We start from the raw sequence: 25,738 nt of genomic DNA on the forward strand, positions 1-25,738 counted from the left end.
GCTGGTTCTGTACCGGGCGGCGCTCGGCGTCTGCGGAGCGCCGCCCGATCCGTTAGCGCAGGCCGAACTGGGTTCGCAACAATTTCACGTGCAGCCGTAGGGTCCGGCCGTCCGACATGGTCTCGAGCACCTGCGCACCGTCCACGTTCAGCAGCTGTCCGAGTACGGCGGCGAAGCCGCTCGCGCGTGTCGGTGGATCGCCCACCCGTTGGGCGAGCGCCGTCGTCGACTGTGGTCCGTCGAGGAGCGCCCGGATCGCTTTCTCCAGCTTGGAGGTCGTCGGCTTCCGCGCCAGCTGCTCCAGCTGCGCGGCGAACACCTCCGACGCGAGAAGTCGGGTGACCAGGTCGTCTGCGGCGCTCGTCTCCTGTGGCAGAGGCGCGGCGCTGGGCAGCGGGATGTCGAGCGTGATCTGGTCGCTCAGCCTCTCGGCAGCCTTATTGGCGACGCGAGTACGCGTCTTGTTGTCGACGGCGGGGGTGTGGACCTGCTGTAGCGATTCGGTACCGTCGCGCCACCACTCGGGCCGCTGGTCACCCAGCTCTCGCCAGCCGGAGGGAGGAGTGGCGCCGAACGGCAGGAACGCAAGCACGGGGATGGTGATCTCCGCCAGCGCGGCGCCCCCGTGATAACCCGCCTTCTGAGCGCTGTAGCGGGAGTCGTTGTCCCACAACGCGACGATCGAAGCGCCGGGCTCTGGCCAGACGACACGGGGGCCGTGCAGCGCGATCTCGGTTTCGGTTCGGCGGTCGAACTCGGCGGCGGGCAGGCGGTGTCGTGCCGACTCGATGTTGTTCGCCTCGACCAGCACACTGTGCCGGTCGACGACGTGGCCGTGATCGCTGGTGATGAGCACGACCATGCCCTGCCCGGTGGCAGCCGCTACCAGGGCTCGCAGGTCGCCGATTTCTCTGGTTTCCCAGCCGGAATCATCGAGTTTGGCTTCCTTGGCGAGCCGGTCGTCGATGGTGTTGAGCACGACGGCGACATGGCAGTTCGGGTCGGCGAGGGCCGCACCGAGGTCGGCCCCGAACCGATCGCCCGGCTTGCTGCGCAGATCGTTCTTGTGGAACACCTCAGCACGCTTGGCACCCCAGAACGGATGCTGCCGGAAGAGGCGTTGCTCTGTCTTCTGGTCGCCCTTCATGAGTTTGCCGGCGAACAGCGAGGTGCGCGACACCGCGGTCAGACTGGGCAAGGCCGCGGCCATGCAGCGGCGGTAGGGCTTCCCCTCGCGGGGCAGGGGGTCGTACTCGGCGAAAGTGCCGCGCAGCTCGCCGGCCAGTTCGGTCGCGATGGAGGCGCTCATGCCGTCCACGACGATGAGCAGCACACGATGATCAGCGGCGAGCGGGCGCACCACACGATGCAGGAAGGTTTCGACCGTCAACATGGTGCCCGGGGATGATCCCGATTCGGTCCACACGGCCAGGTTTTTCGCGAACTCACAATCGAATTCACGACGTAACTTGCGGGTGCGGGTGGCAATGGCGTCGTATGCGACGCGTAGTGCGGCATCGTCATCGCCGCCCGCATCGAGATAGTCGAGGGCGCGGTCGGCCCATGCGGTGTCGCGCATCTGCCGGTCGAGTGCCGCGGCGACGCTGTCGCAGGTCGGGTCGGGATCGGTGCTCAGCCATCGGGTCAGGCGCTGCGCCATCCGAACCCGGCCTATGCGGACGCGATGATCAGCGGCGAGGTCGTGTGCGCGCAGGGCGGCCACGGTCCGATCGATTTCATCGGCCTTGCCGCGACCGAGAGCTGCACCCGCGGCCGTGAACCGGGCGTCGAGACCTGCGGTGAGCAGGGGACTGTATTCCGCGGCCGTCCCCGCACCGAACTGGCGGACGAGAAGGTCGGCCTGTGCGAGCACGGTGTCCGCGATCTTGCGGGCGTGCCGGGCGGATTCTTCGGCTTCGTCGTGCGGATCGGCCGAAGAACGCGCCTTCACCAACAGATCCCGGATGTAGTCTTCGCAGGTGCGGCCGAAGGTCGCGAGCATGCGGTCCAGTTCGCCACCCACCGCGGGCGGATGATCACCGAGCCAGCGCTCGACGCGCCCGCGCGCCTGATACACCGCACTGTCCGCGGTTGCATGCCGCCACAGCGCCGCGCATACCAGCCCATAGGCAATGGCTTCTGCCCCGTGCCCGGTGCGCACCAGCGCGGTCACAACAGCGCCGGTCGCTCCGGATTGCTCATCTTCGGAGAGGAACCGGGTGAGTCCATCGCGCTCAGGTGCACGCAGATCGAGCAGTAGCTGCGGGCCGCCCGGCCGCTGCGACCACTCGAGCAAACTGAGCGGATCGATCCGGTCCACCGTGGCCTGGATGCCCAACCGGCGGGTGGCCAGCGCGGTCAGGGCCGGAACCCGAGAGAGAATGCCACCGGCCAGCGCGGTCGGCCACCCCTGCGCCCCGGCTGCGTCGAGCAGCGCCTCGCAGGCCCATGCCTCTCGCTTGAGCCACGGGTCGATCTCCTTGGAGTTGAAGGACTCACGCACGATGTCCCACCGATCCACGGTGTGCACTCGTCCACGGTCGGTGCGCACGAGTATGGCCGGGTCGAGGTCGTGTTCTTCGACACCGGTCAGCAACACCAGCACGCGAGGGTCGGGAGAGATCTCGCGCGCATGCGCGAGGACCTTCTCGTGTACCGCCAGCGGCGAGGCGCCGACCGCCACCCGCGCGCGGCGGCCATCCGCGAGGGTCAGGACGGGGTCACCCTCCCATTCCGGCTCGCCGCGCAGCAGCAGCGTCACGGGCTCACCGGGCTCAGCCAGTACCTTCTCGAGCCGCTTGTGGGAGAAGAGGTACTGCGCGACGGTCGTCCTCGACAGCCGTAGCGCAGTGGTCACGGTGGCACCGGTCATTCGATGACCTTCCACGTGATCTCGACCGAAGCGCCGGGTTCCAGAGCGGCGAGTTCGGCCAGGTCGGCGGAGAACTTCGCTACCGCATCCCGAGCCGTAGTGGTGTATATGCCGGACCGGCGGGTAGACCGCTTGCCGGATCGCGGTGTGCTGCCGTCCAGCGGCGGGTTGCTGGTAGGAGTGCCCAGATCGATGTCGTCCGCGCCGGTGGCAGCCTTCGTGGTCGCGCTGGGTGCCGCCGGTGGCGGCGTAACGGTGCTTGCCTGGCGATTGCGCTCGGCCTCCTCGCGCAGTTTCCGAGTCGTCAGCGCGGTGATCTTGGCGTCGGTGGTGCGCAGCGCCTCGGCAAGATCGGCGGAGCGCTGGTCGGATCGGGCTGCGGTGCGCAACGAGTCCAACAGTGCGGCGCCTTCGGGACCGAGCAAGCTCGCCTGCTCCAGATTGCGCCACGCGGCGTGAGCGAGTGCCGCGATCACCTTATCGGCTGATTTGATCGAGGTGGCATACCGGTCCGCGTTGACCCCCGCGAGATCGAAGTGGGCGAGCGCTTCGACGGTTTTCTTGGCTCCGGCCGACCCGCCCCCACCGGCGGAGGTGAGAGCCGACAGCAGCTCCAGCGAGCGACGAGCGAGCGCGAGACGTCCTGCGGGTTCGCTGTCGTCGAGCTCGAGGAAATCCGCGTGCTTTTCCAACTGTTCGACAAGCCGTGCGGCCGGGTCGTGGTACTTCGTGGCGGTACTGCTGATCTGCCGGGCGAACAGCTGCACCGGACCGCCGCGCCGCAGCGTCGGCGCCTTGTCTCCGAAAATGACCTCGAACCGGTTCCGCGCGGTGTCCCAATCCGATTCGCTCGGCAGCGGCTGGGTCCGCAGCGCGTCACCGGCCTGGATCTTGGTGAGTTCCGGCGCGTCGATCGGCACACCGCCGCGCACCCAGATCCGGTCGTCCATTTCGGCGAAGGACGCGATCACCAGATTGGCGATGTGCGGCTCCAGACCGCGCGGCTGGGGCAGGTCGATCCATTCGCCGAGCGAGATCACCGACAGGTCGCCGGTTTTCCCGGCATTCTGCGCCGACTTGCGGAAGTGGTCGGCCCACCGCTTCGACAGCTCGAAGTAGGCCTCCTTCTGCTGGCCCAGACCGAGTGGCTCGGCGACTCGGCGCATGAGCGCGCGGTCTTTCGCCGGAACCTCGAAGCGATTGTCCCGCGCTTCGGCCGCGCCCTTCACCTGCGCGAGAACGGTTTTCGCGTCGGCGGCCTTGACCGCGGTGCCGGTGCCGTCCGGGTCGAGATTCGGGTGCTCCGGGAACTGGTGGGCGAGTAGCTTGCTCGCGAGTGCGCGGATGGCGTCGTGCATCGATTGGCCGATGGCGACGGTGAGACCGTCGATATCGGGCAGCGGGTGGAACAGCCGGTCCAATTCGTTGGTCACGTCGTCGGGCTTGCGTTCGGCCAAACCGTACGCCTGCTTGAACGTGGCGAGCACACGTTTGCGCAGGGTTTCGCGCTGGGACTCCAGCAGCTGCTTCGCGCTGGTTCGGTTGTCGGGATTGAGGTGCTGGGCGTACTGGGTGTCGAACCGGTACGGGTCGGCGAGCGCCTTGGTGACCACCAGTAGGCGGCGGAAGTCTTCCCAGCGGGGCTTGGTCAGATGCGACGGCAACCACGCGACGGTGCGCGGATGGTTGTCGCCCTGTTCCTCCTTGAGCCGCCGGATGCGGTCGGCGTCCTCGACCGGCCCGAGGATGCCCTCGTCGTAGGGCAGGTCGATGACGATGCGCCAGCGGCCCTCGTAGGCGGGCTGCAAGTCGTGGTTGGGCAGGGCGTCCTCGTCGCTGACGTTGCCGAAGACCACTTCCGCGACGCGGTTGGACCCGCGCCAGACGAAACGCAACTCGTCGGCATCGAATCGGCCGTTGGCTCGATCCAACCCGAATTCCTCGGCGAGGAGGTCGCGGGCGAGTGCGAGCCGGTTGGCCGGGTTGTCGTTGACCTGCGCGTTGGCGATCACCGATTCCACGTCGACGCCGGAGAGTTCCAAACGCACACCCGGATTGGCATCGGTGCCGGTGGGCTTGATCTCCGGGAACCGGGCGGCCCACTCGCCGATCATGTCCTTGATCACGCCCTCTTCCCGCCCGGGAATCATGGTTGTGATCGAGCCGTGGTTGAGCGCGGCGAGACGGCGAATGGTCAAGTCACGCAGCGCCGGAACGCCAGGGGCCAACGCTGCCAACAGCACCGTGCAGGCGAGACGGTTCTGACCGACGAACTTCTTGCAGTTGCCTGCGAGTTTGGCGTCGGTGATGGTCTCGCGCCGATTGATGTAAGCGTCGATGTCGTCTTCGGTGACCTCGCACGTGCTGAGCAGGTACGGGCGCAGCCGCGTCTTGTACAGCTTGTCGGCGGCATCGAAGAGCACCTTTTTGTCGGCGACGAACGGCCGGTCGCCACCGCGGGTGAGCTGCTGGTAGAGATCGCCCAGCGGCACCAGATCACCGAGCCGCAGCTCGTTGCGATGATCGGCGAGCAACTGTCCCATCAGTTTCAGACCGGTGCGTGAGCGCTGCAGTGCGGCCGAGATGTGCACCAACGTATCGAGGAACGCCGGGGAGAACGGGTAGCTCAACCGGAACGACGCCTCGTCGGCGCCGGTGGTGCTCTCGTCGGAACCGAGCAGCGTGTCCCACACCTTCGGTCCGATTTTCTTGGTCTTCTCGAACGCGGCGTCGATCTGCGCGCTCGCGGCGGCATCGCGCGGCTTCAGCAATCGAGCGTGGGCGATCTGCGGTAGGTTGCGGTCTTCGAGACTGATCAGGTCGAACCGGCCGGAGGCATGATTGAGGGCGTCCTGGATCGCCGATTCCGCCGCGCCCGCGAGCTCTTCACCCACCAGCTCGCGCAGATCGCGCTGACGGGCGATGAACGAGACGATCGGGATCGCGCGGCGCGCGTCACCACCCTCACGGAAGTTGGTGATCTTGCTGGCCTCGCGCGCCACCCGCTTCTCATCGTGGATGAGGCTGGCGAGCCACAGGATCAGCTCGTCGAGGAACAGGATGATCGCGTCGTAACCGAGCGATTTCGCGTGCGCGGCGATGACACTGAGACCCGCATCGAGGGAGATGAAGCCGCTCTCGTCTTCGGCGGCGCGCTGGGCGAACCCAGGCAGCAGATGAGTGGTCGCGTCGTGCACCAGCTTGTTGCGCAGCTCCGGCGGCGTGGTCGGATTCACCAGATTCAGGCTGCCGCCGTCGTGCGATTCCGTCGCGGCCAACGCGGTGTCGACCTTCTGGGTGGTCCAGTGGAAGGTCGACTCACCCCATTCGTCGTCTTCGTCCTCGGCTTGATCCTGGTTGAGGACGGCGAGGAACCGCTCTTCGCCCATCGAGGTGCGCAGGGCCCGCAGATCGGTGAACATCGCGTCCGTGCGATACACCGGAGGAGTCGGCGCCTCCGGATGCTTCTCGCGGACGAATTCGACGTACTTCCCGAGTACGCGCTGCTCCATCGACTTGGCGTCGATCATGTGATACGGCACCATCAGGAACTTCTTGCCGTCCGAGAGCAGCCATTCGTGCTTGGTGATGATCGGATCGAACTCGCCTCGGGAGCGGGCGACCGGGTTGCCGGAGAGCAGGGCGTACAGCACCGCCATGAAGTGCGACTTACCGGCACCGAACGAGCCGTGCAGGAACGCCGGTTTCGAGGTGTTCCCGTCGAGTGCGGACTTGATCAGCGCAAGGGCTTCGTCGAAGTTGCCGAGCAAGCGGTCGGTAAGCACATAGTCCTCGACCGCTTTGGTGGAGCCTTCCTCGGTGACCGCATCGGCGAGGGTGAGCACGTAGTCCGAGCCGGCGACGTGCTCCTTGATATCGATGAGGTCGCGCAGAAGTGGGCGTTGGTCCATCAGTTGTCCCCCTCCGCCGCAACGGACTTCTTCGTGGTGCGTTTGGTGGTGGTGCGTCGGCCCCGGGCGGCGGGTTGCGGTCGCCAGTTGCGGAGGTCGTCGTCGGTGAGGCCGTGTTCGCCTTGCATGCTGCGGCGGTCGCCGGAGAAGAAGGCCGACGGGGCGATGCCGTAGTTCGGGTCGACCTCGTTGTGCCACTGGTCCAGCCAGGGCTGGAGTTCGAGCAGGCCCGCCAGGAACGGAGTGATCTCCTCGGTGGAGAGGCTGTTCTCGGCGAGGTAGATGGCGATGGCCATTGCCTGTTCGCGGTGGTCCCAGCCTGCCCAGCCGTAGAGCTCGGGGGTGGCGACGTTGGTGGAGCCGTAGGAGATGAAACGCTCTTTGGGCACGTCGAGCTTGCCGCGGGCCTGCCAGAACGAGGTGCGCAGGAAGTCGGTGGAGGTGTATTTGGGTGGTACTGGGATGGAGTCGCGGAACTTATTCTTCTCGTGGCCGTCGGGCATCGCGTCTTCCTGACGCTGCATGTCCCAGACGTGTTCCCAGTCTTTGCGCTTCTTCAGGCCGGAGGGTTTGTAGCGCAGGGCGGCGAGGAAGGGGACGTGCTCGTCGGTGATCAGGTCTGCTACGACCTGGGCCAGGTCGGTGCGGGGTGCGTACAGCGCTGCGACCGAGACGAAGTCTTGGTCGGCTGCGAGGCGGTCCGTGAGTCTCGACAAGGTAAGCATCTGGGGTTGACCGTTGTCGTCGAACCACAGATCGCGAGACTCTATGCGGTCCAGAAGCCATGTACGAAGTGCCTTCTCCTGGAGGATGTCCCAGCCTTCGGACTTCCAACGGCGCTTGTACTCCGGCCGCTCAATCATGCCGATCGCCCGGCTCGACTGGATCACATCGATGCGATGTTGGACGACATTCCGATACGTCTCTGGCCATGCAGATGGGATTTCGGTAGTTGGCGCGGCGCCGTGTCGGACAAACCATTCGTCTGATGCCTCGCCGTTCGCTAGACGCCGAGCCAGTACAATCTCGAACGCTCGTTGACCGAGTTCCAAATTGGGCAGTTCGGCATCCGAAATCGAGAGATCCTCGGGTTGCAGTCCATATATCGAGTAGACCTGCCAGTCGAGTTCTTCCTGCAGGGCGATCATTCGGGACCGGAGAGTCAGCCACTGCAGTTTACCGTTGCGGAGGGCTTCTGCCGTTGGGGTTGTATCCGTGCACAATGCTTGCGGGCTGACTGCTGCGAGCTCCGTCGCCAACCGATCGATTTCGGTACCTAATTCAATTGGAAAAGTCTCCGGCAGCGGGAACTCTTCAAGTTTAGTGCCGGTGAACTCAAACCGGTGCTCCCAAAATTCGTCCGAGATGCCACCGCCGATGCCGCCATTTCCCTTACTGTGGCTTACCATCTTGAGCCAGAAGCAGGCGGTGGAGCTGTTGAGCAGCCCGAGCAGCCGCAGATGCTCCTCCTCGCTCGCCCCCTCCGGCAACTTGATCACCGGCGCGGTTCGGTTGAAAGCGCGCGCCGCTCGGTCTAGGGCGAAGTGATTATGGGTGGATACGAAGGCAAAGCTGATTCCGGTACTTGAAGAGAACTTGCTTGGGTAGTTCTCAAGATGAACGAACCAAGGATGCTTCGCTGTGATCTTCTGGCTGAAGATTACTCGATTGCACAGCACTGTTCGAGCTGGCCAAAGAAAGCGCGACACCAGATGGCTATTGTCGGAAATGGGAAGGCTGTTCGCGTGGCCGGTGTATGGGTTGGCTATGAGTGCTGTGCCTAAGAATTGGTAATCGCGCACGTTCTCGCCGACTGCGATCTCGCGTACTCGGTCTTCGATGTGGAGGCGCTTGGCCGTTGCTTCATCGGCGATTAGGAAGATTTCGTCTGCGCCGCTGGAGGTTGTTCTTCCGATGCTGCTCGATATTGCCCCAAGCTTCTTGGCTCGCACTGACTCGATTGACTCAGTCAATTCCAGACCGCCATCCGTCAGAATCCAGGGTTGCTTGCTGAAGTAGCGGTTACGGTCTAGAGCATCCACAGACACCCACTGGCTAGTGCTGGGGACCGAGTCAATCTGGTCAACAATTGCCCGCCAGACATATCCTTCCTCGGGTTGCTCTGGCGAATTCGGCTCACCCTGTACGCTGCGTACCGTGCGAACGGTCACGCTCCTGCCGCTACCTGAACGACGGGTGCCGATCAGAATGACAGTGGGAGTGCCGTGTCCGGGGATGTAAGCTCCGGAGGTATCTATGACCTCAGTCAGCTCAACAGCGTGGGAGAAGAACTCCTCAATGAGTCTGGTGCCGAATTCGCGTTTCATGAAGGAGTTTGCGGTTATCTGTCCGACTCGGCCGTACCCATTACCCTGTGGGTCTCCCAATCTCGCAAGTTCGAAGAACCGCTGAGCGAAGGGGACTGACAGGGCATAGGTGCCAGCGCACGCGTTATATAGCCCGCGATAGATGCTGTTGAGGTTCTTGTCCTTCACCGTGATGTACGGTGGGTTACCCACCACGACGTGATAGCGACCCGAGTCGAGAATTCCGGGGTACTCGTGGACGTCTTCGGTGGCGTAGGAGAACTCTGCGAGCGGGTCACGCTGGTCGCCATCGAAGGTAAGCTCCAGCTGCCGTGCCTTGATCAGTGAGTCGCCGACTGCAAGTTTTATCGGCCATTCGTACCGCGCGGCCTCAGCGAGCGTGCGCACGTTGGCGGCGGCCATGGCAGCGACGAGCAGTCGGAAGCGGGCAATGGCGATCGCGAACGGGTTGATGTCGACGCCGTGCACCGAGTTCAACGCTGCGTAGACGCGCTCGTGCCGATCTTTCGTCGGCTGGTCGGTGGCCCACCGCTGCGTCAGTCGTCGGAACGCACCGAGGACGAAGTGTCCCGACCCGCAGGTCGGATCAATGAGTTGGATCGTCTCGTACCCGAACTCGCGGATAGCGGGTTCGAGGGTGCGGTCGAGGATGAATTCTTCGACGAATTCGGGCGTTTGGAGCAGCGCGTAGTTCTTGCGGATGTCCTCGGAGAGGTCTTGGTAAAGGTCGCCGAGGAAGCGGGTGTCCCAGCCGCTGATGCCGTCTTCATCGAGGGGATCGGTGAAGTTGTGGACGAGTACGCCGTGCTCGTCACGGGCGCGCCAGAATTCGATGAGTTGGCGGGCGCCGTCGTGGGAGAGGGGGATCTGGTAGAGGGCGTTGTGGTTGGGGTCGAAGAGGAGTTTGCCTGCTTGGCCCGCGCCGAGTTCGGCGAAGGCGTGTTCGAGCCAGCCGCGGTAGGTGGGATCGGGGTCGGTTTCGACGTAGGCGTCGTAGCGGGCTTGGGCGAGTTCGCGGCGGTCGTCGGTGGGGCCGGTGAGGTAGGGGTCGGCGATGAGGTGGTTGTCTTCGCAGAAGCGGACGAAGACGGTGCCGAGCACCCATGCGACGGCGACCTGGGTGATGCGTTCGCCGAGCCAGGAGGCCTCGGTGGCGGCGGTGCGGTTGAGTTTGCGAGCTTGCGCCCATTCGTCGTGCAGGCGTGCTTTGACCTCGGGCAGGATGCGCAGTTGCTGCTCTAGGTCGTTCTCGACCGCGGTGACCTGCTTTTTCAGGTCGGCGAGAAGTGCGGCGCGGTCGATCATGCGGTTACTCCTGTGTCGGTCGAGGCGCTGGCGCGATGAATATTGCGGATCCACGCTTCAGGCAAATGGATCCACTCGTTGAGAGCGGACTGGTAGGGCACCGCTTCCGCACCGAGGTGCGGCTGGCGCATGGGGTCGGACTGCGGGCACAGCAGCCATAGGCCGCCCTTGCCGCGGCGGGCCTGTTCGGCCAGGCGGGCGAGGACGCTCATGGCGTCGTAGCGGGCGAACACCAGGGTGTCGGTGAGCAGCAGCGGGCCGTTGCCTGCGATGTTGTCGGCGATCTCGGTTTCGATGCGGCCCCAGGCTGTGCGCGCGTATTCGCTGAACTTCAGCGCCGCGCGGGAGCCCGGCTCGGCGATGTCGGCGCGCAGAATGGTGTCCCAGGTGGGTTTGGTGCCCGGGGGGACCAGATCGTGCATGTTCGCCAGGAACAGTGCCGTCGCGGACATCGGGCGGGCCGAGAAACGTTCTCGCAGTTCGCTAATGGCGGCGAGAGTGGCCGAGGCCGGTGTGGTGGGGGAGGTGAGGACCCGGAAGCCGTCCCGTGGCGCGGCGCCGGTCAGCAGTTCCTCGGCGCGGGCGGCCTTGGCCAGGTTCGGGTCGTCGGAGTAGCTGCCCGCCGCGTGGCTGTTGAGGGCGGTCGACCAGCGCGGTGCGTGCGCGGTGTAGCTGGACAGCTGATCGGCGTGCTCGGGAATGTAGCGCTGGATGCGGGACTCGGGATGGGTCGCCACCACGAGGTCGAACCCGGCTTCGCGCAACGCTTTCGTCAACTCCGGGGTGGGCACGTCACGGTCGCTTCCCGCGATGGTCAATTCGGGGAACCGCGCCAGGATGCGTTCGAACACGCGCTCCGCCCGCAGGCCGGGCTGCTGCTTCAGCGGAACGCCGGGTGTGAGAGTGAGCAGGCCGGCCTGGGTCAGGCGGACTGCGCGCACCAGCGGGAGGTCGCGAGGATAGATCTCGAGCCGCGGCGTGACGGCGGCGTTGCGGGAGGCGCCGACGGCCACCTGCACCAGGCGGCGCTCGTCCAAGGTGGGGGTGCCCGCGGGCGGGTCGATCGCGCCCAGCCGGTCCAACACGGTCGCGGCTGTCGGCAGGGTCTCCTGCGCCGCTAGGGCGTCAGCGGTTCTCCCCAGGCGCAGAGCGTAGTTCGCCAGCGCCGGTGCGGCAGGGGTGTCCGGGTCGGCGTCCTCGCCTGCCTCGAGTGCCAGCACAACCACGGGATGTTCGCCGGAGTCGCGTCGCTGGGCGGTATAGATCGCGGCCTCGTCCGGCGTCAGTTGCTCGACCTCGACCACCACGCGCACAGCCGCCAGACCCAGCGCCCGGCGCTGGGCGCGCTCTTGCAGGCGGGTGCCGCGCCGCGCGATCAAGGCGTCGGCGAGTTCGGTGGCCGCCGCCACCCGGCCGAAGCCGTCCAGCAGTTCCAGTACCTGCTCGCGCAGGGCCTGTACTGCGGGATCCTTCTTCCACTGCTGCCGTTGCGCTTTCAGCAGTTGCGCGACTCGACCCGAGGTCAGGTTCAGGGTTTCCGCGACCGCCGACTGAGTGGGCCACGCATCGAGTTCGGGCAGATCGCCCGCGCCGGGAATCCGCAGCAGTCGAGCTACCGCATCGACCTTGCTGGCGTTGGAGCCGGTTCTGCGTTCCGGTACGAAAAGGGCGGCCAGGGTGTCCAGGCTCAGCGTGCGCAGCAGGCCTGCGCCGAGGTCGGCTTCGGCGGCGTTGAATTCCTCTTTCGCTTCCTTACGCGCTTGCGGTGTGAGAGGTGCGGGCTCGTCCTTGCCGAAGCGCCGGCCCCATTCCTTGAGCCGGTCTTGGATCTCCCGGCGGGCACGTGCGCCCAGGCCCGGTGCGTTGATCAGCTTGCCTCGACCGTAGTCGAGCAGTTCGCCGACGGTGTTCACACCCAGCCCATAGAGGAACTGCTCGGTGGCGGCGGTAAGACCCGCCTGTGACAGGTGGGTCTCGACTGTGGCCTGCTCGGAGATCAGACGCCGCTGATCCTCCGGCGACACCTCGTCCACATCGGCGGGCGGCGCCGGATGCGAACTGAGCGGTCGCGGCGGCACCGACCTGGTCATGTCGAGGAAGACCTTGCGCCAGGCGTCGCGCATCGGCTTCAAATCCGAAAAACGTTGTGCGACATCGCGATGCAGTGCTTTGCGGAAGAACCTGACCAGCCCGTCGCGCACCGACGGATCGAACGCGTCGGCGGCGATTTCCGGGTATGGGAACTCCGCGGGGTCCAGCTGGCGCGGCAACACGCTGCCGTCACCCCACCGCGGCAACTCGCCCGACGCCATCTCGTGCAGCGTCACCGCCAGCGCGTAGCGTTCGGCCTGCGCGTCATAGACACTGCGGGTCAGGGTGCCGATGAACGGATCCAGGTAGCCGTCGGTGCCTGCCTCGGTGTTCTGCACCGGGTACCCCGCCAGCGAGAAGTCGATGAGGACGAGTTCACGGGTCCGGTTGGGACGCACCCGGATCGCGATGTTGTCCGGTTTCAGGTCGCGATGCCAGACACCCTCGCCCTCGAGGAAGTCGCTGGCGGCGAACAGGTAGTCGCTGTAGGTCTCCAGGCGCCCGACCTGCAAGCGGCCGTTGTCGCGCAGCTCGCGGGCGACGGTCTCCTCGGTGCGATGGCCGGAGTCCTGGTCCAAGCCCTGCTCGTCACCGACATACTCCAGGACCAAGGTGGTGAGGCCGCCGAGTTCCAGCACGCCCGGATCGACCAGGTTGATCACGCCCGAATGCCGCCGCAGGCCGCGCAGCACACCGGCCTCGCGTTTGAGCACGTCGGCTCGGTCCTGGGAGAGTGCGACCTTCAGCACCACATAGGTTTTCGCGCCGCGCTTGTCGGTCTCGGCCTGCAGATCGCGCGCGAGCAAGGCGCGGCTGGTCGATCCGGTGCCCAGTCGACGGCGCACCAGCCAGCGGCCCGAAAGCACGTCGCCGGGAACGGCTTGGAGGGGGTCCTTCTCGTCGGCGACGGCCTCTTCCTCGTCGGGAGCGGTGAGCGCCTCTTCGACATCCTCGAGCAGTTCCAGGAACTCGTCCATGGAGGTGAGCCGTTTCGACGGTCGGTAGTCCGTCGCCGCGGCCACCAGAAGATCGACATCCTGCGGCAGATTGTCGACCAGTGCGCTCGGGCGCAGTTCCTCACCGGCCTCGAAGCGGGTCAGTAGTTCCGCTTGGGTAGCGGCGGGAGCTCTACCCGTCACCAGCAGGTAGGTCAGCATGCCGAGGCCGTAGACGTCCATGGCGATGGGGTCAGGGGAGGGCGCCGACACCTCGGGCGCGAGGTAGGCGTCCGACCCGCTCGACAGGTGATGCGCCGACAGCAGAGTCGGGGCGTGCCGAGTCATCGTCAGCGCGGTGCCGCCCGAGCGCTGGGTCGCCACCTGCCAGTCCGAAATCTGCAGCCGGGGTGAGCGCCAGCGCTGGGTTTCACCCGCACCGGGGCGGGGGACCACATGGATCGAGCGGGCGGCGAGCGCACGGTGATACAGCCGGGCCGAATGCGCCGACCGCAACGTTTCCGCGAGCTGTCGCACGAGTTCGATCCGGTCGCCGAGGTCAAGCGACTCGCCATGGCGGGAGAGGTAATCGTCCAGGTGCAGCGTGTCCGGGTGGTATCGGAAGATCAGGGCAGGACCGGCGATATGGCCCGACGGATCGAACAATTCCAGTTGCACGGCGCCCGGGTGCCGGAACTTGCGCAGCACCGCGGCTTCGCGTCGAGCGGCCGCGTCAACAGATCTGCGGGCTTGCTCGTCGGCTCCACGTTCACGCAGGTAGACGCGGACGCGGACGGGTTCACGCAGCTCTGTGTGCGCGGCCAGATAGTCCTGCCAGGTCGGACCCGCGTCGAAGGGTTTGCGTTCCAACAGGTAGGGGCCGACGGTGAAGTCCGCATCGCTGCGCCGGATGCCGACCTGCTCGAGAGCCTTCTTGATCGCCTTCGCACGCTGGGCGCTGATCGTGTGCTTGATGTCGCGGACCGGCGCATCGAGCCGATCGATCAGCTCGCGGATCGTGTGCGTGTTGGCGCGGTCGCCCGCCGGGAGTTCGAATCGCAGACCCGAATTGGTGAGGCAGACTGCCGAGTTCAGAAAAACGCGTGCGCCGCTGTCGCCGAGCAGGCCCGCGAGTTCCTTGCTCTTCTGGTTCACCAAGTGGAGCGGGTTCCGGTGGAACCGGCGATCACCGCGCGTAGTGGTCTGGACCCAATCTCCGCCCTCGCCGGTGAGCCTGCCGCTCCAATCCTTGAGCTCGATCATGTGCACGCCGTTCGGGGCGATCACCAGCAGATCGACCTCACGCACGTGCCCGGTCTTGGCGGTGAAGGTGAAGTTCGACCAGGCGTACCACGGATCGACGTTCGGCAGCTGACTCCGGATCGCTTCCAGCCCCCGGCGCTCATGCTCGAAACTCGACTCGGTGACCGTTGTCCACCGACCCTCGTCCATAGATGCGCAGTCCTGTTCTCGTCGTGTCATACGTCGCTCGATCCCCCGCCGCCGCGACAGACCGTGCGATGCCCGCACCGCTTGTGCAATACGTCCATATCAGCAGTTCACCGCCGATATAGCCCACCTTTTGCAAGAAACACTAGTTTGCCCCGCGAGGCGCCGATGCATCGGAGGACCTGCTGGACCGTGCCGGCCCGCCAGGCTGTGTGCCGTTACTCAGAGGTGATCGGCGCGACACGCGGTTCTGTTTCGCATCGAGCCGATCCGCGCTCAGGAGTTCGGCCGCGAGCCTGGCCCAGTCGCGCTGCGACGCCAATCGGTCCGCCGCTCGGGATTATTCGTGGGTCCAGACGCATCCGGTGACATTGATGACGTCGCCGTCGTGCAACTGGACATATGACGCGCCCGTGTAGGACTGGATGTCGATGAGTTCCGACGATCTGGCTCCCTTATAGGGCAGCCATTCGATGAAGCAGGCGCCGTAGTCGTCGCGGCGTGGACCGGGCGTGTGGTAGACGCCGGCCTGGACATCTTGGCCGACGACCTGCATGCCCTCGTGGAGCCGGGCAGCGGGTTCGGCGTCGGCGATGCCGGTGGCGGCGAGGGCGGCGAGGGCGGTGCAGGCGATGGTGGTGAAGAACGTGCGGTACACGGTGTTTCGTCCCTTCGAACGGGTCAGAGCTGATGTTGCGGGCAGTAGGCGGTGATGGCGGCGTCGAGGAAGGTATAGGGGTATTCGACGGTGTCGCTTGTGCGCTTCGTGAGCACGGTCGGGTTGGTCAGCGGTTGCCGGAAATGAGGTAGTGGATCAGCCAGATCGGCAGCCACATACCGCACGTGACCAGCGAGAGCACCAAGTGCAGTCCGTGCGGGAAGGCCGAGCGCACCACGATCGGACCGGCGCCGAGGGTTGCGTTGTGCTGCACGACATTCACCAGCGGAGTCTGAGCAGGCTGGGGATATGGCATGGGCGGGTACTGCGGCGGTGCCGCTCGGTGCTGCGGGTAGTACGGGCCGGGCTGCGGCTGCGGGTGGGGAATCAAGGTCCGGGCGTCCGTGGCCTGGGTTCGGTGCGGTTGCGGCGTGTGGTGAACCGGCGCTTGGGCCATCGATTCGGGCGCGCCAGGTGTCTGGTGTGGACCCAGTGGCTGCGTCGACTTCCACAAGTCGAGCGGTCCTTGGGGTTCGGTGGTCACGGGAACTCCTCGTCGTGAGCGGTTGGTTTCGACGGATCAGCGTTCGGATAATGTAAGACCGTACGAGTGACTGAAAGCATTGTCAATATAGGCAGTCGATTGATTTTTGCTCACACCTGCGCGAAGGTGGCCTGGAAGTAACACGAGAGGAGGAGGGGTATGCCGGAGGTGAGTGCGGCCGAGATATCTCGGCTCGCCGGCGTCACCCGCGCGACGGTCAGCAACTGGCGACGCCGACATGACGACTTTCCCCAGGCCATCGCCGGCACCGACGCGCGCCCGCTCTTCGATCTGAACCAGGTGCAAGGGTGGCTGTCCGAGCACGGAGTCGAGGTGTCGGACTCGCCGGCGAGCGACCTGCGGACGCTGGTCCGATCGCGCGAACCCGAGCTTGTTCGCCAAGTGATGAAAGCTTTACGCCGCTCCGAAGACGGTTGGGTTGCGTCCGGCCTGAGTGGTGAGGAGTCGGCGTATGCGGCAGAAGTGGCGGAGGCGGTCGCCCGGACCGCCGAACGGGACGGCACTCGGGTTGCTGTCGACACTTTGGCGGAGCGGGCGATGGAAGGCACCCCCGCCACGGGGGTGTACACCACACCTGCCGAAGTGGCGAAACTAATGGCAGCACTGTCGGGGAAGTCGGCAGCGGCCGACGTGCTGGACCCCGCGTGTGGGAGTGGCTCGCTGTTGCTGGCGGCGGCCGAGGCAGGCGCTACCGAGCTGCATGGTCAGGACGTCTCGCAAATCCAGGTCGCTCGTACGCGGCTGCTGCTCGAGGCGGATACCGCACTCCAACCTGATATACGACTGGGCGACAGTCTCATGGCCGACGCGTTCTCCGGTCGTCGGTTCGGCTCCGTGCTCTGCAATCCGCCCTACGGTCAGCGCGATTGGGGTTCCGGTGAACTCGCGCTCGATACCCGGTGGGACTACGGACTGCCGCCGCGCGGCGAACCGGAGCTCGCCTGGGTGCAGCACGCCATCGCGCACTTGGAACCTGGAGCCGATGCGGTGCTGCTGCTTCCACCGGCTGTGGCCACTCGACCTTCGGGCCGAAAGATTCGGGCGAATCTTGTGCGGACCGGGGCACTGCGTGCGGTGATCGGCCTGACTCCTGGTGCGGCACAGCCGTGGCATATCGGGCTGCAGATCTGGATCCTGCGTCGGCCGGTGCCCGGCGCCACCGTGCCCGACGAACTGCTTTTTGTCGACACCACTCCTTTGTCCAAGGAGGCCGCGGGCGAGGATCGCGTCGACTGGGACCTGATCACCAATAGCGTTGTCGAGGTGTGGCGAGCATTCGATGCCGGGGAAGCCGATCGGGCGGAGGTCTCCGGTATGGCGGCGGCGGCGCGATTGGTGAATGTGCTCGATGACGAAGTCGATCTCACGCCGGCGCGATATGTGCGCTCGTCGCTGGATGCGGGGGCGGTCTCCCATCAGGTCGGTGACGCGATGAGCAGACTCGCCTCCGCGGCGTCCGAGCTGACCTCATTGGCCGCGGAGGTCACCGGCTGGTCCGAGGCGGCCGGCAAATCCTGGCGGTTCGTGACGGTCGCCGATCTGGCGTCGCACGGCCAACTCGAGTGGATTCGCGCGCGACCGACAGGCGCGGATCGCAGCGAGTCCACCGATACCAGACGTGTCTTGACGGCGCCCGATGTCGCCACGGGAAACCCGGCATCGGGAACGATGGCGACCGCGCGGCCGTCCGAAGCGATCGAGGTCCGAGCCGGAGATATCCTGCTTCCGGCCGTGCGCAGTGATCGAAGTGCAGGGCGCACGGCACGGGTAGCCGTGGCGGAGGACGCGGGTGCGGTGCTGGGTCCGCATGTGCACGCGCTGCGTGTCGATGGCGAACGACTCGACCCATGGTTTGTCGCCGGCTTCCTGACCGGGGCCGAGAATGTCTCTGCGACGAGGACATCCACCGTCCGGTTCGATCCGAGCCGACTTCGGGTGCCGGTACTCCCACTATCGGAACAACAACGATATGGGGTCATTTTCCGGAGACTGTTCCTGCTACGAGTTACCGCGGGCCGCGCTTTCAACGCCGCCGAGCATGTCATCGAACACATGACGACCGGACTGACGGCGGGCGCTCTGGTTCCCGACGACTCGATGGATGCCGGCTCGATCGCCGTCGGAAAGGTGCGACCGTGACCGACCGCGACGACTACGCCACGCTCCGTGCGGCGCTGCTCGACCAGCCGGTGTCGATGCCCCCTGCGCTGCTACCGAACTCGGCGTCGCACGGCACGGTTCTGCTCGAGGACTTGGTCGAGGCCGAGGCAGTCTCCGTGCACGAGTCCCCACTGGCGGTCGAGTCGGTCAGCGGCGATCTTCCTATGCTGTCGGCGAAGGACGTACGGCTCGATCGGCCACCGTCGAGATGGGGCGCGGCGGATGCTCCAGGGGCCGTCACAATGCGCGCCGGGGACGTGGCGGTCGTTATCGGCGTGGGCGCCGCGGTCAGGGTGTGCGTAGCCGACGGCGTCCTGTTGGGGCCGGGCATTCATCTCGTCCGCGGGAACCCCGACACGTTCGATCCACGGTTTCTCGCTTGTGTGCTGCGGAGTGCGGTCGATGCCGCCGACGGCTTTTCGTTCGATCTGTTCCAGGTCGAGGTTCCTCGCATTCCGCTCGCCGAGCAACGCCGTTATGGCGCCGCGTTCGAGCAGCTGACCGAACTCGAGTCGTCTTGGCGCCGCCGACGTGCGAGCATCGAACAATTGGTGCGCGTGGGCATCGGGGGACTGGCTGGGGGAATGCTGCGGCCCGGCCCCGGCGAATAGCGCGGCGAGGCAGCACATCAGGACTCACGGAGGTAGCCGCGGTGCAACCGCAGGTTGTCGGAGATAGGTACGAACTCATCGAGGAGATCGGCTCCGGTGGGATGGGGCAGGTCTATGAGGGATTCGATCGCCACCTGAAACGGCGCATCGCGGTGAAGTTCACGCAACCCGGCCTCGATAGCGATCCGGATTGGACCAAGCGCTTCTTCCGGGAGGCCGAACTCATGGCGCGGCTGCGTCATCCAGGGATGCCGGTGATCCACGATGCGGGCACGGTCCCGGGTGATCCCCAGCGGCCCTACCTGGTGATGGAGTTCATCGAAGGAGTCACCTTCGGCGAACTCCTGGACCGACGCGGGCCGCTGGCGATCGGAGTCGTAGCGACGCTCGGGGCGCAGGCGGCGGCCGTGCTCGCGGCGACTCACCGAAACCGCATCTACCACCGCGATCTGAAGCCGTCGAACCTGATGCTGTGCGCCGACGGGACCGTAAAGGTCTTGGACTTCGGTCTCGCTGTCATTCTCGATACCGACATGACCCGGTACACCAGCACCGGACACACTCTCGGTACGCCTGCTTTCATGGCGCCCGAACAGGTCGAGGGCCGACCGGTCGTGCCGCAGACCGATCTTTATGCGCTTGGGCTGGTACTGCACGAGCTGCTCACCGGTGATCGCGTGATGACCGGTAGTACGCCGTACGCGGTGTGGCAGAACCAAGTGCATCTGCCCTCGCCTGACATTCGCGAGATCCGTCCCGAGATTCCCGACGATATGGCCGATCTCATCATGAGCATGCTCGCCAAGGCGTCCGACCAGCGGCCGGAGGATGCCTCGACGGTGTACGCCGTACTCCTACAGCATGCGAGCGAGTTGGGGTCACTTCCGGAGATCGATGACCTCCACGGCCCGGCTTTCATGTACGCCAGAGCCGTTGGTGCGACGGGTGCGTCACCAGGTGATGCGGCGGACCACGCATTCACGCCGCCGGTCGGCCCGCCGGTCGAAGTCGCGACGACTACCGATTTCAGCCGCGGCGATCTGCAACGGGCAGTCGAACGCGCACGTGAGCTCGCCGACGACTCGCAGTACGATCCGGCACTTCACGCGCTGGAAACCATGGTGGACTGCGCCGTTCCACTGTTCGGGGCGCGGGATGCGGATGTGGTGGAAGCACGGATGCAGCTCGCTGACCTCCGCTTCGAAGCCGGCGAATACTCCAATGCTGCCGAGACATACCGCAGCCTTATCGACGACATCATGACGGAGCGCGGGCCGTATGACGATCAGGTCATGTACTGCCAAAGGAAGCTGGCGAGTTGTGACATGCAGAACGGTGATCTCCAGGCTGCCGTAGCCAGGCTCCGGCGCCTGCACAGCCAGATGGCGGTTCGGTACGGAGAGCAGGATCGCCGCGTGATCGAGCTGGCGCAGTTGATCAGAAGTACTGGAGCCGGATGATCCTCCAATCGCATCCGGGCGCGTAGCTCAGCGCTGTACAGCGACCGCTTGACCTCGTTTGCGCCTGATCGAACCCGACTGCCCCCGATCAATTCCTGTGCACGGCGCGACACCGAGTTAGCGCGGTGCCGCTGTCTCGCAGGCGGAGTGGGGTCGACGAGTCGCACCTCCAGAGGGGCCACGTTTGCGTCGAGACGTACGGCAGGACTGTAGACGCTGTCGGGAGGAGGATATCCGCGGATGTACGCGGCTCGTTGCACCCAACCGTCCTTCGTGAAAACGAGAATTCCGCACGGTAGGCGAATAGGGCAACTCCGTGTGAACCGTCGAGCATCGCCGCCGGCCCTACATCGTGCAGGACGGCGCGGGCTCTGCCGTACATAGTGCACCCGCTACGTGCGGCAGAGGCTGAAGCGACAGAATCGTTTGCGCCGGTGGATCAGCGCGATCCGCACCGGCATTCGGGGTCATTTGCCCGACGTCGGCAGACCGCGCACGGCTGGTAATACAGGCGTTCGTCGACCTGAATCTGGGGTGGGTTCAGTGCCCGGCTGAAATAGGTGGAATTGTAGGTGTAGAGCAGTTCGCCTGGCACGTAGTAGTCGTTCTTCTTGTCGGCGATGTTCGAACGTACGACGACGCTGCCGACTTCGGGTGCTTGGTGTTCGAGCTGCGGGCCGGGATCGTCGGCGACGCCCGTGTTCGTCTTTCCTGAACCGAGCGAGACGCTGAATTGGAGATCATGCAGCGACTTTCGCTCCTGATCACCGCGCAGGTCTGATCTCGCCGTGACATGGACGATGCCGTCCGGGTCGAGGGTTGTTTTCAGTGTCAGGCGCTCGATGAATGGCCGCGCCGCAGTGTCGACCGCGAGGCTGAGTGTTTCCAGGTCGTCACGGGGATCGGACCGCTGGGTGTCGGAGCCCGGCCGGGTCGGGGTACAGAACTGAAACTTCGCGTGGCCGTCGCGAGGATCGGCGCAGTACATCTCCAGCGACTCGTCCGAGAGTTCCTCGCCCTCGAACGGAACATGGGTGCCGGCCTTGAGGAGCTGATAGTACGAGCCTCGCGCCAGGCGGACCTCGATGTCCTTGGCCAACTCCAACTGCTGCCGGTCATGGGCGATCCACGCGGCGCCCTGAGCGATCAGCGTTGCGCTGTTCTGCGACACCTCGACACGGTGTGCGCCGAAGAACTCCCGCAGCCGGGAGGAAATCGCCGGCATGCGTGACATGCCACCGGTCACCAAGCACATCGCAACCTGCGAATCGCTCACGTGAGCGGCGTCCAGCAGTGCCACGATGTGGTCCATCGCTCGGTCGATCATCGGCTTTGCGATCGTCTCGAGTTCGTCCCGGGTCATCTGATGCATCAGCGGAGCGCCGGTGTGGGTATCGAAGTTGCGAAGGTACAGTGTCGCCGACTCTTTCCTCGACAGGGAGATTTTCAGCTGCTCACATCTGTGACGGACCTGGCGGCGACGGTCGGGGTCGACATCGAAGGATCCGTCGGTTACCTGGCTGAGAATCCAGTTCCGCAGAGCATCATCGAATACGTCGCCGCCGAGCTCACCGGTGCCCGCGTTCTGCAACTGGACCACGCGACCGTCTATCAACCGGCACAGCGTGAGGTCCAGCGTGCCGCCGCCCCAGTCCACGACCAGGACGTTCTTGCGGTCGAAACGCTGTACGAAATCGGTGCCGATTCGTGGCCGGAAGTGGCCGTAGAGCGCGGCGAACGGCTCATGAACGAACTGGACCACGCGAATACCCGCACGGGCGTAGGCTTCGCGCAGTGCTTGGCGTCGCCGCCCGTTCATATCGACGGGAATGGTGGCGACCGCAGCGGTGATCTCGGACAGAAGACGGTTGTTCCTGGGTGAGGCCAGCGCGCGTTGTCGCACATGCTCGATGACATCGTAGGTGACGTCGACGGGACTGCGTTCCACCCCGTCGACGTTGATCGTCTCCTCACCTAGGTAGGTCTTGGGTGACTTGACGAAACTGCCGTGTACACCGAGACCACCAGCGTCGAGTTCATCCTTCGCGGCCTGCCCGACCACCTTTCGGACACCCTCGTATTTGACGACGGAGGGCACCGGTCGGCCTTCTTCGTCGAGGAGATCGAAGACCAGTTCGTTATCGACGACCGAGACGAGGCTGTTGGTGGTGCCGAAGTCGAAACCTACGACAGTCATTGTTGTCCCCCTGACGTATCCTTCGCGGAACGTGGTTGAAGCGATGCCAAACTTCGCCGAAGATTCTCGACGGAGTTTCGGACGAACTCGTCGGTTATCTGCGGGTGCCCGTGTTGGAGAGCATCGACAGCGTCTTCGAGCGATTCGATTTGCTGGGAGATGACCCGCGCGGTATCGATTCGCATCGTCTCGAAGTGTGATGTGGCGACCATACGTTCGCTACGTCGAGCGGTGACTTCCTCTTGGAGCGCGGCTTGGACCTTCGCCAGTTCGGCCTCCAATTCGGCAGTTCGCGCACGGGCGGCGGCCAGGTCCGCCGCGGATCGCCGGATCTCTGCCTGCGCCATGTCCAGGCGATGGGTCTTCTGGTCCCGGTCGGCTTCGACGGCCTGCAACCTGCGACGTGTGGTCTGGACGATGAGGGCAGCCGCTTTGCGTGCAGTTTTCGGCAGGGTGGCCATCATCTCGCGGCCGGTCGTGGAATCGGCGAACGACTCGTCGGCACCCCAGGTGGTGTCCGCGAACGCGCCCGCACAATCGGTGAGGTCCCAATTTCGAGCCGACGCCGCGATGAGCACGAGGGTATGTGCCGCATTGTCGGACAAGGACTGCAGCGAAGAACCTTTCATCGAGGCTTTGCCGTCGAAGTCTTGGCTGAGCAGGTTCTGCATCCGCACGACCGACAGCCGCAACGTCTTCTGCTCGGGATCACCGGCGACGAGCCGGGCCAGTCGCACCCCGAAAGCGGAGTCTTCGGCGAAGGCCGGATGCCGCTGCATGATCCGCGCGGCCAGCGCGGTGACATTCTGTCGCGCGGTGCCGCGCAGATCGGACTTGTCGGCGGTCAGCATCAATGCCAAGGCGGTGGCGAGCTTGGAGTCGCGCGCGGCGATGTCGGCGATCAGATCATCGAAGTCTTCGAACTCGACCGTTTGCGCCAAGGCTTTTCTCGGAGAGGAATTCTGCGCCAGTTCGATTGGCTTGAGGTCCTTGTCGAGACCGCGTAGGTAGCGGAGGAAATCGGCGAACGTCTGGACGTTGTCGATTGACAGCGGCGCAACGGGATGTGGCTGGGCGGCAGAGATGGGCGACGGTGCCGGATCATCCTCGGTAGCGGCGTTCGCACCCTGATTTGTCGCAACGGGGAGTACGGGTGGTTTCTCGGTGGCCGCGCGCTCGGTAGGCCCGCTCGTGTCAGCGGAGCTCGAGGGCTTCGGGTTTCCTGCTGTCGGGGCTGCTTCAGAACGGTTCGCCGCTGTGGGCTGCTCCGCGCTGCCCGCGCTGGTGATTACATCCGGGGTCTTCGCGGCGTGCACGGAGGAAAGATTGTCCCGGGTGGTGTCCGTGTCCTCGACGGCGTCGGTCGGGTGGGGCGCGTTCTGGCTCATCCTCCCCGTCTCGACATCAGGCGTGGTCTCGCTCGTCGAAGCGTCGGGCATGGTGCGTGCTACCTCCGTCGTCGGTGAAACAGCCGCCGCCACGGCTTCTGCGGTTCGTCGTTCTCGCTTGACGCGTCGTTCTTTCCGGGTACCTCGTTTGCTGGGCCGTCGTTGTGGTTCGGCGTCGCGCCGCGTGTCTCCCACGGTGGAGTGTCGGACACCTGCGGAGCCGGGATCGAGGCGTTCGATGTTCCGGTGGCCGGAGCCGCTTCCTTCCGCGCGCGTGCCTGTGCGGCTGCGGTCGAGTGAGCCGGGGTGGCGGCGAGCCGGTGCTTTCGTGGTGTGCGGGCCCCATTCGAAGTCGCGGGGGCCTCGCTCGTCGGATGCGCCGTCGTTCCCGAGGCGAGGCCGGTAGTCCGTGGCCCGTCGGTTGTGCCCGCCCGCTCGGGGTACAGGTTCGCCGGTGTGGTCGCGATCCTCGCGGGATCGCTCGGTGTCGCGGCGGCGGCCGGGTTCTCCTTCAGCGGCACGCCCGCCAAGTCTCCGGTCTCGGTGCGAGGACTTGTTCGCTCGCTTCGGAGGTTTCGGCTTCTTGTCGCGGGTTTCGCTGCCGGTTGCGCCCCACCGGTCTTGCCGATCCTTGCGGTGGCCGTCTCTGCTGCCGTCTGCCACGTCGATCCTTCGTTGGTAGTGAGGTCCAGCCGGGAGTCCGCCCACTGCTCGGGCAAACCATTCTGACTGGCCTCCCGCACGGCGGCCACAGCGCGGGGGTCGCCCGTGGCGATGTGATGCTCCGCGATGAAAAGCGCCGCCTTGGCTCGGTCATAGGGTTCCGCGCTGCGGTAGTCGAAGCTCGCGACCGTGTCGCTCGCGGCGCCAGCGAGGGGCTGGCTGCACAGGTCCACGAGCGAAGCGGTGTAGTCGTCCATCAGCAGTTGTTCCAGGTGTGCGAGCCCACCGCTGATTCGGCTTCTGTCGACGGTCTCTGTCTTCGTCGCCCACATTCGTGCCAGACGGCCGGAAACGGCACGCAGCCGAGGGCTCAACGCACGATGCTCGGCATCATCGAAATGGTTGAAGTGAAAGCAGATCACACTGGTGATGGCATGGGCGAGCGGACGATGCACATCGCCCAGCAGGTGCGCGGCACGATTGAGTTTCTCGCGATTGCGGACAGCCGTGGCCGGGTCCACACCTGTTCGTCGGCCCGCCAGCCAATACAGGTATTCGGCGATGCCACCGGCGTAGTTGCGCGCTGTTTCGAAGGCCAGTGCCCGGTCGTAGAACGCGCTGATCGCATTCGCGGTGAGGACGTCGCTGGCGAGCAGTTGCTCGGCGGCGGTGTCGACGCCGTGTAGATCCCGGTCGGAGGCGATCGAGAAGTCGAATTCGTACGTGCGCTCGGATCGCTTATTGCCGGCCCGCACGTTGACGATGCCGCGCGCCGCAGTCAGCCGGGCACCGAGTTCGGCCGGATCAACCTCGATGTCATCGACGCGCGCCCACGTGCAGTGGGAGACCTCCCAGTCGCTCGGCTTCGTGTGCTGCTGCACCAGTAGCCGCGCATCACCGCACACCACACCGCGGTAGACGAGAACCGGTCGGGCGACGGGATGGCTGCTGAAGATGTGCTCACGCAACGCGTCCAGCTTCGGGAAGGTGGCGTCGCACTCACGGCAAGGCAGTCGCAGCGGCCCAGAGGGTTCCGGTAGCAGCGCCCAGATCTCCTCATGGAAGTCGGCATAGCCCGATGACCAGTGAGCCAAGGTCGTCAACTCCGTTCGTCGCGGCCCGAGAGTTCTCGATGTCGTATCGGCG

At 65.4% G+C, this 25,738-nt stretch carries 12 protein-coding genes; 3 read left to right on the forward strand and 9 right to left on the reverse strand.

Going from position 1 to position 25,738, the window contains the following annotated elements:
• Nucleotides 1-52: 52 nt before the first annotated feature.
• From pglZ to NB3_RS35915, 6 genes are all read right to left on the reverse strand, one after another.
• Entirely contained in the window at nucleotides 53-2,872 is a 2,820-nt protein-coding gene (pglZ, locus tag NB3_RS17835) for a BREX-2 system phosphatase PglZ (protein ID WP_067804306.1), read from the reverse strand.
• Nucleotides 2,869-6,783, reverse strand: coding sequence for a BREX-2 system ATPase PglY (pglY, locus tag NB3_RS17840; RefSeq protein ID WP_067804308.1), 3,915 nt, complete (start codon nucleotides 6,781-6,783; stop codon nucleotides 2,869-2,871). Before pglY ends, pglZ begins: the two co-directional genes overlap by 4 nt.
• Entirely contained in the window at nucleotides 6,783-10,415 is a 3,633-nt protein-coding gene (gene pglX, locus NB3_RS17845) for a BREX-2 system adenine-specific DNA-methyltransferase PglX (RefSeq protein WP_067804311.1), read from the reverse strand. The genes pglY and pglX overlap by 1 nt, the downstream gene beginning before the upstream one ends.
• Complete coding sequence (gene pglW / locus NB3_RS17850) at nucleotides 10,412-14,923, reverse strand: BREX system serine/threonine kinase PglW (protein WP_244891950.1); 4,512 nt, start codon at nucleotides 14,921-14,923, stop codon at nucleotides 10,412-10,414. The genes pglX and pglW overlap by 4 nt, the downstream gene beginning before the upstream one ends.
• Before the next feature lie 307 nt (nucleotides 14,924-15,230).
• Complete coding sequence (locus NB3_RS17855) at nucleotides 15,231-15,548, reverse strand: Rv1352/Rv1906c domain-containing protein (RefSeq protein ID WP_067804316.1); 318 nt, start codon at nucleotides 15,546-15,548, stop codon at nucleotides 15,231-15,233.
• Between the two features lie 127 nt (nucleotides 15,549-15,675).
• Complete coding sequence (locus tag NB3_RS35915; RefSeq protein WP_218020589.1) at nucleotides 15,676-16,092, reverse strand: hypothetical protein; 417 nt, start codon at nucleotides 16,090-16,092, stop codon at nucleotides 15,676-15,678.
• 159 nt (nucleotides 16,093-16,251) lie between these two features.
• On the opposite strand from NB3_RS35915, the gene NB3_RS17860 reads away from it, so the two are divergent.
• The 3 genes from NB3_RS17860 to NB3_RS17870 are packed head-to-tail and all read left to right on the forward strand — an operon-like array spanning nucleotide 16,252 to nucleotide 20,344.
• Complete coding sequence (locus NB3_RS17860) at nucleotides 16,252-18,252, forward strand: N-6 DNA methylase (protein WP_084823443.1); 2,001 nt, start codon at nucleotides 16,252-16,254, stop codon at nucleotides 18,250-18,252.
• A complete protein-coding gene (locus NB3_RS17865; protein ID WP_067804320.1) occupies nucleotides 18,249-18,884 on the forward strand; it encodes a restriction endonuclease subunit S domain-containing protein in 636 nt (211 codons plus the stop codon). The genes NB3_RS17860 and NB3_RS17865 overlap by 4 nt, the downstream gene beginning before the upstream one ends.
• 41 nt (nucleotides 18,885-18,925) lie before the next feature.
• A complete protein-coding gene (locus NB3_RS17870) occupies nucleotides 18,926-20,344 on the forward strand; it encodes a serine/threonine-protein kinase (RefSeq protein WP_067804324.1) in 1,419 nt (472 codons plus the stop codon).
• Nucleotides 20,345-20,783: 439 nt separating this feature from the next.
• Here NB3_RS17870 and NB3_RS17875 read toward each other — a convergent pair whose 3' ends face one another.
• From NB3_RS17875 to NB3_RS17885, 3 genes are read right to left on the reverse strand one after another with little or no spacing between them, the layout of a single operon-like run.
• Nucleotides 20,784-22,541 carry an Hsp70 family protein gene (locus NB3_RS17875; RefSeq protein ID WP_067804327.1) on the reverse strand — a complete coding sequence of 586 codons (1,758 nt, stop codon included), beginning with the start codon at nucleotides 22,539-22,541 and terminating at the stop codon, nucleotides 20,784-20,786.
• The gene (locus NB3_RS17880) at nucleotides 22,538-23,980 is read right to left on the reverse strand and encodes a hypothetical protein (protein WP_157111843.1); all 1,443 of its coding nucleotides are present in this window, start codon (nucleotides 23,978-23,980) and stop codon (nucleotides 22,538-22,540) included. The genes NB3_RS17875 and NB3_RS17880 overlap by 4 nt, the downstream gene beginning before the upstream one ends.
• An 8-nt stretch (nucleotides 23,981-23,988) precedes the next feature.
• Complete coding sequence (locus NB3_RS17885; protein ID WP_157111844.1) at nucleotides 23,989-25,560, reverse strand: hypothetical protein; 1,572 nt, start codon at nucleotides 25,558-25,560, stop codon at nucleotides 23,989-23,991.
• Nucleotides 25,561-25,738 lie beyond the last annotated feature (178 nt).

The organism is Nocardia beijingensis NBRC 16342, from assembly GCF_001612785.1.
GTDB classification, from domain to species: Bacteria; Actinomycetota; Actinomycetes; order Mycobacteriales; family Mycobacteriaceae; genus Nocardia; species Nocardia beijingensis.

What these genes read in the sequence shown, in the direction of transcription:
- pglZ (WP_067804306.1), bottom strand. Translation starts at nt 2,872, where the DNA reads ATGACCGGTGCCACCGTGACCACTGCGCTACGGCTGTCGAGGACGACC.
- pglY (WP_067804308.1), bottom strand. Translation starts at nt 6,783, where the DNA reads ATGGACCAACGCCCACTTCTGCGCGACCTCATCGATATCAAGGAGCAC.
- pglX (WP_067804311.1), bottom strand. Translation starts at nt 10,415, where the DNA reads ATGATCGACCGCGCCGCACTTCTCGCCGACCTGAAAAAGCAGGTCACC.
- pglW (WP_244891950.1), bottom strand. Translation starts at nt 14,923, where the DNA reads ATGACACGACGAGAACAGGACTGCGCATCTATGGACGAGGGTCGGTGG.
- NB3_RS17860 (WP_084823443.1), top strand. Translation starts at nt 16,252, where the DNA reads ATGCCGGAGGTGAGTGCGGCCGAGATATCTCGGCTCGCCGGCGTCACC.
- NB3_RS17875 (WP_067804327.1), bottom strand. Translation starts at nt 22,541, where the DNA reads ATGACTGTCGTAGGTTTCGACTTCGGCACCACCAACAGCCTCGTCTCG.
- NB3_RS17880 (WP_157111843.1), bottom strand. Translation starts at nt 23,980, where the DNA reads ATGCCCGACGCTTCGACGAGCGAGACCACGCCTGATGTCGAGACGGGG.